This window comes from Halomonas elongata DSM 2581, assembly GCF_000196875.2.
GTDB lineage: Bacteria > Pseudomonadota > Gammaproteobacteria > Pseudomonadales > Halomonadaceae > Halomonas > Halomonas elongata.
Window position 1 is genome coordinate 1,964,217 of record NC_014532.2, and the last position, 13,474, is coordinate 1,977,690.

Consider the following 13,474-nt stretch of genomic DNA (forward strand, 5'->3'; position numbering starts at 1 on the left):
ACTTGCCTCGGATCAGGCACCATCGAGCCCGGTCAACGGTCAAGGCGCGAGGATAACGAGTTCATGTTGAGCGTGACACCCATTCCAGCCTTCAGCGACAACTATATCTGGCTACTGCGCCAGGATACGAGCGACAGTGTCTGTGTGGTCGACCCCGGCGATGCTGCCCCCGTGATCGAATGGTTGGAACGCGAGGGTCTGACGCTCGGCACCATCCTGATCACCCACCATCACCCCGATCATACCGGTGGGCTGGCGGAATTGATCCAGCGTTATTCCCCCCGTGTCATCGGCCCTCACAACCCGTCGATCACCGGCATCGATGAGCGCGTCGGTGATGGTGACGAAATCCGGGTCATGGGGCGCCTGTTCGAGGTGCTGGAACTGCCCGGCCACACCCTCGACCATATCGCCTTCTTCACCGCCGGCATACCGCCCCTGCTGTTCAGTGGCGACGTGCTGTTCAGTGCCGGTTGCGGCCGCCTTTTCGAAGGCTCGCCGGAGCAGATGCATCAATCCCTTTCACGTCTCGACAACTTGCCCGAGGAAGCCCTGGTATTCGCCGCCCATGAGTACACGCTGGCCAACCTGCGCTTCGCCAAGGCCGCCGACCCGGGCAACAAGGACGTGATCGAAGCCGAAAACGAATGCCTGCGCGCCAGGGAGCTCGAGCGCCCCACGCTGCCCAGCACCCTCGGCCGGGAACGCCGCATCAACCCCTTTTTGCGCTGCGGCGAGGAAGGGGTACGCCGCGCTGCCGCAGAGCACGGCGCCACCGACACCGAGCTGGCAACCTTCACCACCCTGCGCGCCTGGAAAGATTCCTTCTGAGATCCCTTTTTGAAAAGGGCCGCTGGACGACCGGCTCGGCACCATGCATGCCGAGCCCCCGCGCCCCGGAGACCCTTGCATGACCTATCATACGATGCGACGACGCCTGTTCGGGTTCGCCAGCTCCCTGAGCCTGCTCGGCGCCCTGTTGGCGACGGCTCCCTACAGCCTCGACACTCAGGCCGCCACCCTGCCCGCCGAACGTACATCTCTCGGCGGCACTACCATGCCGAACGATGCCACCCGCCCCCACGCCCGCTCACACCCGCTGGCCACCTTCTGGGGCGCTCTCGACCTCCAGCCCAAGGATGCCTGGGAGCGCCTGCGCGCCAGCTTCGAATGGAATGATCAATGGCGTGCCGATGCCGGTCACGCCAGGGTCCAGCACTGGATCGACGAATACCGCTCGAACCCGGGCAATATCGCCGAGATCACCGAGCGTGCCCGTCCCTGGCTGACCTGGATCGTCCAGCAGGTCGAGGCTCGCGGGCTGCCCGGCGAGATTGCCCTGGTGCCCTTCATCGAGAGCTCCTTCGACCCCGAGGCTCGCAGCCACTTCGGCGCCGCCGGCCTGTGGCAGATCATGCCACGCACCGGAGAAGCCCTCGGCCTCAGGCGCAACAACGTCTGGGATGGCCGCCTCGATGTCGTGCGCTCGACGGAAGCCGCGCTGGATTACATCGAGACCCAGGCCGACCAGTGGTACGAAGGCGACATCGAGCTTTCCCTGGCCGCCTACAACGCCGGCGCCGGCACAGTAAACCAGGCCCGCCGCGTCGCCCAGTCACAAGGCAAGACCGGTGAGTACTGGGACCTGAGCCTGCCGTCGGAAACCATGGACTACGTTCCCAAGCTGCTGGCCATCGCCGCGATCATCGCCGAACCCGAGCACTATGGCGTCGAACTTCCCGACATCGAAGGCGGACCGGCCTTCGCCCAGGTGCCGGTGACCCGCCGGGTCACTCTGGATGAGGCCGCACGCCTGGCCGGCGTATCCGAACAGCGCCTGGCCGAGCTCAACCCGGGACTCCGCGCCAAGGTCGCACACCCCGGCCAGGTCGACGAGCTCCTGGTACCGATGGGGCACGCCCAGCGCCTCGTCGCCGCCCTCGGCAATTCACCGATGGACGATGCCAATGGCACCACCGATATCCATGTGGTCCAGCGCGGCGACACCTTGTCTTCCATCGCCTCCAGGCATGCCGTAGCGGCCGCGGATCTCGCGCGCTGGAACGGACTGGATCAACCCGACGCTTTACAACCAGGACAGCAACTGACACTTTCCGGTAGATAACACTGAAGCGCGCCCTGTCGAGCGCGCTCTTGACGCAGGGAATGGAACTTCACCGATGTTGCGATTGCTCCTGCTGCTGACGACCCTGGCCAGCCTCCCCGTGCTGGCCGCCGATCCCGGCGACGTCCCCACTCGACACGCTCTCGCTCTCTACGGCGAGCCGGCACTGGACGAGGGTTTCGACCACTTTCCCCATGCCGATCCAGACGCCCCCATCGGCGGGACCCTGGCCCGCGCCGCCATCGGCAGCAGCTTCGACTCGACCAATCCCTACATTGTCCAGGGCACGCCGGCCGCCGGACTCGGCAATGTCTACGACACCCTGCTGACCAGCAACCCGAACGAGCCGTTCACCATGTACGGCCTGCTGGCTTCCGGCATCCGTCTCGATCCGCAAAGGCACTGGGTGGAGTTCGACCTCAACCCCAAGGCACGCTTCCACGACGGCACACCGGTCACCGCCGAGGACGTAGTATTCAGCTTCGAGACGCTCACCGAGCATGGCCAACCTCTCTATGGCGCCTACTACGCCGGCGTGAAAGATGTCCACGCCGTGGACGAGGACACCGTGCATTTCGACCTGACTGATAGCGAGTCCCGCGAGCTGCCGCTGATTCTCGGCCAGTTGCCGGTACTGCCCGCTCACTACTGGCGGGAGCGCGACTTCACCCAGCCCACCCAGGATGCTCTGCTCGGCTCGGGCCCTTATCGAATCGCTGAAGTCGACCCCGGCCACCGCATCGTCTACGAGCGCGTCGACGATTACTGGGGCCGGGATCTCCCCGTCAATCGCGGCCGCCACAATATCGGCCGGCTCGTCTTCGACTACTACCGCGACGCTTCCGTGGCCATGGAAGCCTTCAAGGCCGGCAACCTCGACATGCGGACCGGTTCCTCGGCCCGCAACTGGGCGACCGGCTATGACTTCCCTGCCGTCAAGGCCGGCTTCGTCAAGCGCCTGGAGATCCCCGACGGCCAGCCCGCGGGCATGCAGGCCTATGTCATGAACCTCCGGCGAGACAAGTTCCAGGACGTGCGCCTGCGCGAAGCCCTGAACCTCGCCTTCGACTTCGAGTGGCTGAACAAGAACCTCTTCTACGGCGCCTATCAGCGTACCCACAGTTACTTCGACAATTCCGAAATGGCCGCTGAGGGGCTGCCCAGTGACGCGGAGCTGGCACTGCTCGAGCCGCATCGCGACGCCCTGCCCGAGCGCGTCTTCGACTCCCCCCTGCCCATCGACATGCCCGAGGAGCCCCGCGCTCGCCTCCAGCGCGCCCATGAGCTGCTGACCGAGGCCGGCTATACCTATCGAGACGGCCAGTTGATCACGCCGGAAGGCGAGCCCTTGCGACTCGAGGTACTCCTGCACGACAGCCGCTTCGAGCGCGTCGTGCATCCCCTGCTGCGCAACCTGAAACGACTGGGCATCCAGGGCAAGATCCGTGTCGTCGATGTCAGCCAGTACCTCAACCGCCGGGGCAATTTCGATTTCGACATCATCGTCGGCAGCTTTCCCCAGTCGGCGAATCCCGGCAACGAACAACGCGAATTCTGGGGCAGCAAGTACGCCAATGCCCCCCAGAGCAGCAACCTCATCGGGCTGGAAAGTCCGGTCATCGACGATCTGGTGGAACGCTTGATCGCCGCCGATACGCGCGCCGAGCTGGACACCGCCGCCCAGGCACTGGATCGCGTGCTCCGCTGGGGGTTCTACGTGATTCCCCAATGGCACCTGCCGGCGACGCGGGTGGCCTTCTGGGACAAGTTCGGCTGGAAGGAACCCTTCCCGGAGTACGGACTGGACCTCGACGCCTGGTGGATCGACCCTCAGCGTGCCGCCGAAGTCGAAGCCCGGCAGAGCGGCGGTTAGACTGCCAGCCAGATTCGTCCATCACGCCTTGAGGAGTTGTCGTGGCCGCCTATACCCTGCGCCGCCTGTTGCTGATGATCCCCACCCTGCTGGGGATCCTGCTGCTCAACTTCATCATCGTCCAGGCTGCTCCGGGTGGCCCCATCGACCAGATGCTGGCACGTTTCGAGGGGCTGTCCTCGCAGTCCAGCACCCGCCTGGAAGGCGATGGCGGCGAAGTCGCCTCGAGCGACGGCTCCCGGAGCAGCCGTGGCATACCGCCGCAATTCATCGAACGCCTGGAGACCCAGTTCGGTTTCGACAAGCCGGCGCCGGAGCGATTTCTCGACATGCTCGTCGACTACGCCACCTTCGACCTCGGCGAGAGCTTCTTTCGCGGCAAGGCCGTCACCACCCTGATCCTCGAACGCCTGCCGGTCTCGATCTCGCTGGGCCTGTGGACCACCCTGCTGGTCTATCTGATCTCGATACCGCTGGGCGTCCGCAAGGCCCTGGTACATGGCTCGCGCTTCGATGTGTGGACCTCGGGGCTGGTCATCATCGGCTACGCCATTCCCGGTTTCCTGTTCGCCATCCTGCTGATCGTACTGTTCGCCGGTGGCAGCTACTGGGATATCTTCCCGCTGCGCGGCCTGACCTCGCCGGATTTTTCCGAGCTCTCGGTCTGGGGCAAGGTGAAGGATTATTTCTGGCACATCAGCCTGCCGGTCGCCGCCTCGGCCATCGGCAGCTTCGCCACCCTGACCATGCTGACCAAGAACAGCTTTCTCGACGAGATCCACAAGCAATACGTGCTCACCGCCCGTGCCAAGGGCGCCAGTGATCGTCGCGTGCTCTATGGTCATGTCTTCCGCAACGCCATGTTGATCATCATCGCCGGCCTGCCTTCGGCATTGATCGGCATCTTCTTCACCGGCGCACTGCTGATCGAGGTCATCTTCTCCCTGAACGGCCTTGGCCTGCTCGGCTTCGAGGCCGTCATGCAACGCGACTATCCGGTGATCTTCGGCACCCTCTATCTCTACACCCTGATCGGCCTGATCCTGAAATTGATATCGGATCTGACCTATGTCTGGGTCGATCCCCGCATCGATTTCGAGACCCGGGAGTCCTGACCATGATGAATGCCGCCAAGACTCGCCTGTCTCCCATCACTCGCCGCCGGCTCGAGGTCTTCCGGCAGAACCGCCGCGCCCGGATCTCGCTGTGGGTATTCGCGGTGCTGTTCGCGATCAGTCTCGGCGCCGAGCTGGTGGCCAACGACAAGCCTTTGTTGATGCAGTATCAAGGCGACTGGTACCTGCCGTTGCTGGTCGATTATCCCGATACCGAATTCGGCGGTTTCCTGCCCACGCCGGCGGACTATCGCGATCCATATACCCGCGATGCCATCGAGGCCGACGGCTGGATGCTCTGGGCCCCCATCCCCTATTCCTACGACACCCTGGACATGACGCTGCGTCATCCCGCGCCGTCGCCACCGGACGGCGAGCACTGGCTGGGCACCGACGACCAGGGTCGCGACGTTCTGGCGCGGGTGATCTACGGTTTCCGGCTGTCGGTGATCTTCGCTCTGGTGCTGACCATCGGCTCCATGGCGCTCGGCGTTCTGATCGGCGGCGTTCAGGGCTATTTCGGCGGCAAGATCGACCTGATCGGACAACGCCTGACCGAGATATGGTCGGGCCTGCCGGTGCTGTTTTTGTTGATCATCCTGGCCAGCATGGTCGAACCCAACCTGTGGTGGCTGCTCGGCATCATGCTGCTGTTCTCCTGGCTGGGGCTGGTCGACGTGGTGCGAGCCGAGTTCCTGCGCGCCCGCAATCTCGAATACGTCCGTGCTGCCCGCGCCATGGGACTGCCCTCGCGGCTGATCATGTGGCGTCATGTGCTGCCCAATGCCATGGTCGCCACCCTGACCTTCATTCCCTTCCTGTTCACCGGCGGGATCACCACCCTGACCGCTCTGGACTTCCTCGGCTTCGGCCTGCCGCCGGGCTCGCCTTCACTGGGTGAACTCGTCGCCCAGGGCAAGAACAATCTCCAGGCCCCCTGGCTCGGCATCGCGGCCTTCATGACCCTGTCGATCATGCTCTCGTTGCTGGTGTTCATCGGCGAAGGGCTGCGGGACGCCTTCGACCCTCGCCACATCCAGCATGCCGGCACCGCCCCGAGGATTCCGCACCATGCCTGATCAGCCCCTGTTCCAGCTCGACGCGCTGACCATCGCCTTCGATGGCATGCCAGTGGTCGATGCGCTGTCCCTGGAGGTGAACCATGGCGAGACGCTCGCCCTGGTCGGCGAATCCGGCTCGGGCAAGTCCGTCTCGGCACTCGGTGCACTGGGATTGCTGCCCGCCAATGCCTCGCTTACCGGAGGACGCCGACTCGACGGTCTCGACCTGAGCGACCTGTCGCCACGTGACTGGCGCCGAATACGTGGCGGCCAGGTCGGGTTCATCTTCCAGGAACCCATGACCTCGCTCAATCCGCTGCACAATGTCGGCAAGCAGCTTGGCGAAACACTGCGCCTGCATCAGGGGCTCACCGGACAAGCCGCCCGACGCCGCAGCCATGAACTGCTGGAGCGCGTGCGCCTGCCGCGCACCACGGAACTGCTCGACGCCTGGCCCCATCAGCTTTCCGGAGGCCAGCGCCAGCGCGTGATGATCGCCATGGCCATCGCCAACAACCCTCGACTGCTGGTTGCCGACGAGCCCACCACGGCGCTGGACGTCACGGTACAGCGCGAAATTCTCGCCCTGCTGGCCGAGCTGCGCGATGAGCGGGAAATGGGCATGCTGTTCATCACCCACGACCTCAACCTGGTTCGCCATCACGCCGATCGTGTGTGCGTCATGCACCAGGGACGCGCCCAGGAAACCGGCACGGTCAGCGACGTCTTCAGCGCGCCGCAAAGCCCCTACACGCGCGCACTGCTGGACGCCGAACCAAGCGGTCGCCCGGCCCCCGTCACCACCAGATCAGCCCTGCTCGAGGCGCGCGGCGTCGGCGTGAGCTTCCAGCGCCCGAAGCGCCTCTTCCAGCGCCGTCCCGCCGCCTTCGAGGCGGTCAAGCCGCTGGATCTGCATGTGGCACCCGGTGAAACCCTGGGGATCGTCGGTGAATCGGGGTCCGGCAAGAGCACGCTCGCCCAGGCATTGCTGCGCCTGGTACCGAGTCGCGGCCGCCTCGATTTCGACGGCACCCGGCTGGATCAACTGCGTGGCGGAGCACTGCGTCGCCAGCGTCGCCGCTTCCAGGTCGTCTTCCAGGATCCCTTCGGGTCGCTCTCGCCCCGCATGCCGGTGTCGGACATCATCAGCGAAGGGCTACGCTTCCACCACCCCGAACTCGGGGCCGAGGAGGTGGAAAGGCGCATTCGCGACACTTTGCAGGAGGTCGGCCTGCCCGAAGGCTGCGCGTCACGATATCCGCACGAATTCTCCGGCGGCCAGCGCCAGCGTATCGCCGTCGCACGGGCCATCATCATGGCGCCCGACCTGGTGGTACTGGACGAGCCGACCTCGGCGCTGGATCGCAGCGTCCAGGCACAGCTCGTCAACCTGTTGCGCGAACTGCAACGCCGACGTGGCATCAGCTACCTGTTCATCAGCCACGACCTGGCGGTCGTCCGCGCCATGGCGCATCGAATCCTGGTGCTCAAGGATGGTGAGGTGGTGGAAAGCGGCGACTGTCTCGATGTGCTGGAACGGCCGACCACCGCCTATACCAGGGCTCTGGTCGAGGCCGCGGGCCTGCGGGAACGCTCCTAAGAAAGGTTCCTAGTACCAGAAGGCCAGCGACAGCGACCCAAAACTGTCGGATTTCGGCTGGGCGTGAAACTCCTTGGTCCGCCATGCATGGGTGACGGAAAGCTGCCAGCGGTCCCAGTTGAAGGCCACGCCAACCAGGGCGTCGCCGACCCATTCCTCGCGATCGACGGAATGACTGTTCTCGAAGGTATTGCCGTCCAGCAGCAGGTTATGGGCCATGTAGCGCCCCTCCAGGGCCGCAAAGGCATACCAGCCGAAGCCTCGATCGGGAAGAAAGAACGACCGCCCTCCCTCGGCCGGCGCGATCGATGGGATACCGAAGCTGCGGCTCAGGTTCTCGCCAATGCGCACCCCGCCGCCGGTCGCGCCATAGGTGTAGAGGTTCCCCAGGGCGAATCCCAGGCTCGGTCCATACTCCACCTCCAGGCCATTCAGCGCGCTGCGGCCGATCCATGATGTCTTGTAGGACATGTTGACGACCGGCTCATTGTGCAACTGATATTGCCAACCTTCGGGCTTCTCGGAATCAAGCACATGGTGCAGCTCGCGCTGGATGGTCTCGCCACCGGCGGCCGGGCCGACGATTCCCGCATCGAAGTTCAGGCTACGCAGTTGCCGCCAGTCGTCATGGGGCTCACTGTCGAAGAGCGACACCCCGGCCGTGAATAGTCCCGCATAGGGTCGGTCCGATACATCGAGCGACTTCTCGCCGATATCGATAGGCGTATAGAGCTGGTGCGAGAGTCGGTAGGCGCCCCCGTCGAGGCTGTTCCTGGACCACCCCGGCAGCCAATCGGCCAGATCGTTCAGCCAATGCTGTGGCGATGTCCGGAACGCCCAGGTGGCCTCCAGTCCATTGGTGTAATGCCCATCCGAACCGCCGGAGTAGATATCGTTCTCGCTCTTGAGCGTGAAGAGCCCATCGGCCCAGGCGGGACTGGCCACGACCGCAAACATCATCGAAAGCCAGGGCAATGCACCGAGGCGAGCGGAAACAGGAAGGAATGACATGCATGAACTCCGGCCGGACATATACATACACCAGTGAATGCAAAACAAGTTTGAATGCTAACGAATCTTTCCATCATGGTCCATGACATCTTTCATCAGGCCCATGATCATATGGTTTCGGCAATGATAGATAACGGTATAAGAGATCGCTAGAAGCCATGATTTGATCGTTAAATCCTCCCGACCAGGCCAATATCCGAGCTGGCCTATACTGGCTTGCAGGGAGCCAAGGGGTCGAAGAACGCCATATGCGCCGATTCATCTTATCGTCGGGGCGGATCATGCTGTCGCTGATCCTGCTCGGCTCTATCGCTGCTCCGGCGCAAGCGTCGGCGACCGCGCTGACGGATGGGTGGGAGTACCGTTGGGGCGATTCTCCCATCGCCGATGACGGAACGCCGATTTGGATCAGGGGCGAATCCAACGACACCGACTGGCAAGCCATCGACTTCCCATCCAATCCTCCCGAACGCAACGGAAGTCACCATGCCTGGTTCCGCATCACTCTACCGATGACCAGGGAATGGCGGGATCCCGTAGTCTATATATACAGTGTTGACCTGATCGTCGAGGCCTATCTGGAAGGTCGGCGAATCTATCACTACGGCAACTTCGATGCCCATGGCGAAGGACGTTTCGCGGGCTGGCCATGGCACATGATCGAACTTCCCCGGGATTTCGCCGGCAAGACGCTCTACTTCCGCGTCTATTCGGATTACACGGATATCGGCCTATGGGGTGAAGTGAAGCTCATGGAGCACGCCGAGTTGCTCGGCTACCTGCTGCGACATTCGACCGTCGATCTGGTCATCAGCATCATCTGTCTGCTCCTCGCCCTGCTGGCCGGCGTCTTCACACTGATCCAGGCCGGCACACGCCACTATTTCGCCCCCATTGCCCTGTTCGCCTTCGCCTCCGGCATCATGATTCTGGCGAACACCCAGGCAAGTCAGTTACTGGTCAGTCGCCCTCTGATGTGGAGTTATCTCGCCGCGGGAAGCTATTACACACTGCCGATCGCCATCGGCCTGCTACTGGAACACTGGTATACCGACACTCGGACACGATTGATTCATCGCATCTGGCAATTCCATCTCCTCTATCTGGTCGCGGCCCTGGGCGCAGCACTGGCGGGATGGGTCAACCTCTCCACCACTTTTCCGGTCTTCGACCTGCTGCTTGTCACGAGCCTTTGCCTGCTGATGGCCGCCATCGTGCCACGCCTGCCAGAGCTCGATGGAAAGCAACAGGCTATCCTGGGCAGTTTTGCTTTCTTCAGCCTGCTCCTGGTCACGGACATGGCCGTCGCCCATGGCTTGCTGCCCTGGTTCCGCGTACCGGTCAGCAGCGGAGCCCTGATCTTCGTCCTGGCCCTCGTGACGATCTCGTTGCTCGAATACAACCGCACCCACCAGGAGCTCAAGCGCCTCAATCTGCGCCTGGAGCAGGAAGTCGCCCAGCGTACCGGCGAACTGCAGACGTTGGTGAAACGGCTCGAGAGTTTCTCCTACACCGACCCGCTCACCGGACTGCACAATCGTCGCTACTTCACCAAGCTGCTGGAACAATCCACCGCCCAGGCACAGCGCCAGGGTTATCCCTTGACCCTGCTGATGATCGACATCGACCACTTCAAGCAGATCAACGACCGTTACGGTCACGAGGCCGGCGACAGCGTCCTGGCAGCCATCGCTCATTGCCTGAGCCAGTATTTCCGTGAAGCCGACGTGGTCTGCCGGCTGGGCGGCGAAGAGTTTGCCGTGCTGATGCATAACACCGAGACCAGCGCGGTCAAGGAACGGGCCGAGGCCCTGCTCAAGACACTGGCCTGCACCGTTCAGCATCATCAACAGATACCATTGGGGCCCGTCACCATATCCTGCGGCATTGCTTCCTATCCCCTGCATGCCGTCAACCCCCAGGCCCTGGTGGGTCTCGCCGACAAGGCGCTCTATAACGCCAAGCATGCCGGCAGGGCACGAATCCATGTCTACGCCTGATGCGAGAGCCCCCTGAACGATCGCCATCCGGAGTCACTCGTGGTGTCGAGGCCTCTCAGAACAATGCGACTTCCTCGGGCGTCAGCTCGCGCCACTCCCCTGGTTCCAGAGTGTCATCGAGCACCAGGGCGCCCACCGACTCGCGATGCAGCGTTTCGACATGGTTGCCGATAGCGGCCAACATCCGCCTTACCTGATGATAGCGCCCCTCGTCGATGACCAACCTGACACGGTGATCGTCCAGGCATGTCAATTCAGCCGGGCGGGTCGGTGCATCCTCGCCCTCCAGCACGATCCCTTCGGCAAAGGCTTGCATTGCGCGTCTTGCCTCATCGCCTTCCAGGGGACGGGCCAGACGGGCCACATAGGCCTTGGGACAACGCCGGCGCGGCGAGGTGATGCGGTGCGACCACTGGCCGTCATCGGTGATCAGCAGAAGCCCCGTGGTCTCGACATCGAGACGCCCGACCGGCTGCAGGCGTTCGACCTTGGGCACATCGAGCAGGTCCACCGCTCGGGGATAGAGCCCGCGTCTCGCCGTGCATTCCACGCCCTCGGGCTTGTGGAGCATGATATAGCGCGTCCCCACCAGGGAGAGGCGCTCGCCCAGCCAGGTGATTCGGTCGGTTTCTTGCACATGGCGGGCCGCCTTCTTTTCCAGCTCGCCATTGACGCTGACCTCGCCGCGGATCAAGGCCCGCTTGGCCAGCCCACGAGTCAGCTCGGTACTCTCCGCCAGGAAACGATCCAATCGCATCAGTCACCGACTCCGTCCGACAGGGTGAAGTGATCGGCATCACGCCAGGCGGGAAACTTCTCGCGGAAGGCCTGCAGGTCTGCCAGCGACAGTGTTCCTGTCTTCACGAAAGGCAGATCCCTGGGCTCGTCGATCAACGCTTCGCCCTTGGCATCGACCAGCATGGAGTCGCCGGCATAGCCGAGCCCCTTGGCATCCTCGCCGACGCGATTGACGCCGATCACCGGGCACAGGTTCTCCACCGCACGCGCCTGCAGCAGCACGCGCCACGGATGCCGACGCGGTGCCGGCCAGTTGGCGATGCACAGCAGGGCATCGTACTCGAAGTGTTCGCCGGGGGCAGGCTGCTGACGCAGCCATACCGGAAAGCGCAGGTCGTAACAGACGCTGAGCAGGATCCGGAATCCCTTGAGTTCGACGATCACTCGCTCGTGGCCCATGGCATAACGTTCGTGTTCGCCGGCCATGCGAAACAGGTGACGCTTGTCGTAGGTGACCAGGCTCCCGTCCGGTCGCGCCCAGACCAGACGATTGAAACAATCGCCTCCCTCGACCACCGCCACGCTACCGGTGACCACGCAGCCACGCTGCACGGCCTGGTTGCGCAGCCAGGCGACGGTCGGGCTCTCGTCCATGGGTTCGGCCATTTCCCGCGAATTCATGGTGAACCCCGTGGCGAACATCTCCGGCAACACGATCAGATCGGTCTGATCGCCATCGAGCTCGCCCAGCGTCTCCTCGAGCATCCGGCAGTTGGCATCGGGATCCTCCCAGCGCAGATCGCACTGCACCAGGGTCGTTCGCAGCTCGCTCATAAAGGGACTCCATCGTCGCACCGGGGTTGTCTTCAGCCTAACCGAGACACCGGCATCGCGCAGCCATGGCATCGAAGCGATACCGGCCCTATGATAGGTTGGACATTCTTAGGAAGCTTAACATGCCAAGGACACAGACCGTCTCTCCCGACGTCACCAAGGGAGTCGGCTTCGGCCTCGCCGCTTACCTGATGTGGGGGTGTTTCCCGCTCTTCTTCGCCTTGTTCGAAGGCATCCCCGCCTATGAGGTGCTCATCCACCGTGTCCTCTGGTCCTGCGTGTTCCTGGTGGGACTGGTCACACTGCTGCGTCGCTGGTCACCGGTGACCGAGGCCCTGCGCCATCCACGTCGTCTGGGACGGGTGCTGGCCTGCGCGGTGCTGATCGGGCTCAACTGGGGGCTCTATATCTATGCCGTGGAAAGTCGCCAGGTCCTCCAGGCAAGCCTCGGCTACTTCCTGACGCCACTGGTCAACGTGACGCTCGGCCTGCTGGTACTGCGCGAGCGCATGCTCCGCCTGCAGGGCGTCGCCGTGGCGCTGGCCGGCATCGCCATCACCATCCAGCTGGTAATGCTCGGCGAGGTACCCTGGATCAGCCTGGCCCTGGCACTGACCTTCGGCACCTATGGCCTGCTGCGCAAGCAGGTGCCGCTGGACGGCCTCTCCGGGCTGTTCGTCGAGACTCTGCTGCTGATGCCGCTCGGCCTGCTGGCACTCGCCTGGCTCAGCGAAGCCGGCCTGTCCCATTTCCTGGCCGATCACCGCAGTACTCTGCTGCTGATCGCCAGCGGCGTGATCACCGCCCTGCCCTTGCTGGCCTTCGCCGGCGCGGCACGACGCCTGCGTCTGGCGACCCTGGGCTTTCTGATGTATCTCAACCCGACGATTCAGTTCCTGATCGCCCTGCTGGTCTTCAACGAGCCCCTGACACCGGCGCAACTGGCAACCTTCATCCTGATCTGGTGCGGCCTGGCCCTTTACTCCTGGACGGCCTGGCAAGGCCGCCCGAGGGAGGTACAAGACGCCTGACACGGTTCCACGAAGACAGACGCGCAACGAGTCCATGGCACGTCATCGCTGACCGCCACCGCCGGATCGTTTAGGCTGTTAGGCGT

11 protein-coding genes are annotated in these 13,474 nt (G+C 63.5%); 8 read left to right on the top strand and 3 right to left on the bottom strand.

From position 1 onward, the window contains the following. The first annotated feature begins 63 nt into the window (after window positions 1–63). From gloB to HELO_RS09380, 6 genes are all read left to right on the top strand, one after another. Window positions 64–831, top strand: a complete 768-nt coding sequence (gene gloB / locus HELO_RS09355) for a hydroxyacylglutathione hydrolase (protein WP_013332450.1) — start codon at window positions 64–66, stop codon at window positions 829–831. 79 nt (window positions 832–910) lie between these two features. Next, window positions 911–2,125, top strand: a complete 1,215-nt coding sequence (locus HELO_RS09360) for a transglycosylase SLT domain-containing protein (RefSeq protein ID WP_013332451.1) — start codon at window positions 911–913, stop codon at window positions 2,123–2,125. 55 nt (window positions 2,126–2,180) lie between these two features. Next, a complete protein-coding gene (locus HELO_RS09365) occupies window positions 2,181–3,998 on the top strand; it encodes an extracellular solute-binding protein (protein ID WP_013332452.1) in 1,818 nt (605 codons plus the stop codon). 41 nt (window positions 3,999–4,039) lie between these two features. Then, window positions 4,040–5,113 (top strand): microcin C ABC transporter permease YejB, encoded by a 1,074-nt coding sequence (locus HELO_RS09370; RefSeq protein ID WP_013332453.1) that lies wholly within the window; start codon window positions 4,040–4,042, stop codon window positions 5,111–5,113. A gap of 2 nt (window positions 5,114–5,115) precedes the next feature. Continuing rightward, window positions 5,116–6,192 carry an ABC transporter permease gene (locus HELO_RS09375; RefSeq protein ID WP_013332454.1) on the top strand — a complete coding sequence of 359 codons (1,077 nt, stop codon included), beginning with the start codon at window positions 5,116–5,118 and terminating at the stop codon, window positions 6,190–6,192. Then, on the top strand, window positions 6,185–7,774 hold the full coding sequence (locus HELO_RS09380; protein WP_013332455.1) for an ABC transporter ATP-binding protein: 1,590 nt from the start codon (window positions 6,185–6,187) through the stop codon (window positions 7,772–7,774). Before HELO_RS09375 ends, HELO_RS09380 begins: the two co-directional genes overlap by 8 nt. A gap of 9 nt (window positions 7,775–7,783) precedes the next feature. Here HELO_RS09380 and HELO_RS09385 read toward each other — a convergent pair whose 3' ends face one another. Beyond that, entirely contained in the window at window positions 7,784–8,785 is a 1,002-nt protein-coding gene (locus HELO_RS09385; protein WP_013332456.1) for a lipid A deacylase LpxR family protein, read from the bottom strand. A 248-nt stretch (window positions 8,786–9,033) separates the two neighbouring features. Between HELO_RS09385 and HELO_RS09390 the strand changes: the two genes are divergently transcribed. Next, window positions 9,034–10,785 (top strand): GGDEF domain-containing protein, encoded by a 1,752-nt coding sequence (locus HELO_RS09390; RefSeq protein WP_041602051.1) that lies wholly within the window; start codon window positions 9,034–9,036, stop codon window positions 10,783–10,785. Between the two features lie 55 nt (window positions 10,786–10,840). Here HELO_RS09390 and HELO_RS09395 read toward each other — a convergent pair whose 3' ends face one another. Together HELO_RS09395 and HELO_RS09400 are read right to left on the bottom strand one after the other, a co-directional pair. Continuing rightward, window positions 10,841–11,542: a pseudouridine synthase gene (locus HELO_RS09395; protein ID WP_013332458.1), complete on the bottom strand. Its 702-nt coding sequence runs from the start codon at window positions 11,540–11,542 to the stop codon at window positions 10,841–10,843. Further along, on the bottom strand, window positions 11,542–12,357 hold the full coding sequence (locus HELO_RS09400) for an amidohydrolase (protein ID WP_013332459.1): 816 nt from the start codon (window positions 12,355–12,357) through the stop codon (window positions 11,542–11,544). The genes HELO_RS09395 and HELO_RS09400 overlap by 1 nt, the downstream gene beginning before the upstream one ends. 122 nt (window positions 12,358–12,479) lie before the next feature. Here HELO_RS09400 and rarD point away from each other — a divergent pair, with 122 nt between their 5' ends. Continuing rightward, a complete protein-coding gene (rarD, locus tag HELO_RS09405; protein WP_013332460.1) occupies window positions 12,480–13,388 on the top strand; it encodes an EamA family transporter RarD in 909 nt (302 codons plus the stop codon). Window positions 13,389–13,474 lie beyond the last annotated feature (86 nt).

Excerpts from the sequence above, each read along its gene's own strand:
- gloB (WP_013332450.1), top strand. The coding sequence starts at position 64 with ATGTTGAGCGTGACACCCATTCCAGCCTTCAGCGACAACTATATCTGG.
- HELO_RS09360 (WP_013332451.1), top strand. The coding sequence starts at position 911 with ATGACCTATCATACGATGCGACGACGCCTGTTCGGGTTCGCCAGCTCC.
- HELO_RS09365 (WP_013332452.1), top strand. The coding sequence starts at position 2,181 with ATGTTGCGATTGCTCCTGCTGCTGACGACCCTGGCCAGCCTCCCCGTG.
- HELO_RS09375 (WP_013332454.1), top strand. The coding sequence starts at position 5,116 with ATGATGAATGCCGCCAAGACTCGCCTGTCTCCCATCACTCGCCGCCGG.
- HELO_RS09380 (WP_013332455.1), top strand. The coding sequence starts at position 6,185 with ATGCCTGATCAGCCCCTGTTCCAGCTCGACGCGCTGACCATCGCCTTC.
- HELO_RS09385 (WP_013332456.1), bottom strand. The coding sequence starts at position 8,785 with ATGTCATTCCTTCCTGTTTCCGCTCGCCTCGGTGCATTGCCCTGGCTT.
- HELO_RS09390 (WP_041602051.1), top strand. The coding sequence starts at position 9,034 with ATGCGCCGATTCATCTTATCGTCGGGGCGGATCATGCTGTCGCTGATC.
- HELO_RS09395 (WP_013332458.1), bottom strand. The coding sequence starts at position 11,542 with ATGCGATTGGATCGTTTCCTGGCGGAGAGTACCGAGCTGACTCGTGGG.
- HELO_RS09400 (WP_013332459.1), bottom strand. The coding sequence starts at position 12,357 with ATGAGCGAGCTGCGAACGACCCTGGTGCAGTGCGATCTGCGCTGGGAG.
- rarD (WP_013332460.1), top strand. The coding sequence starts at position 12,480 with ATGCCAAGGACACAGACCGTCTCTCCCGACGTCACCAAGGGAGTCGGC.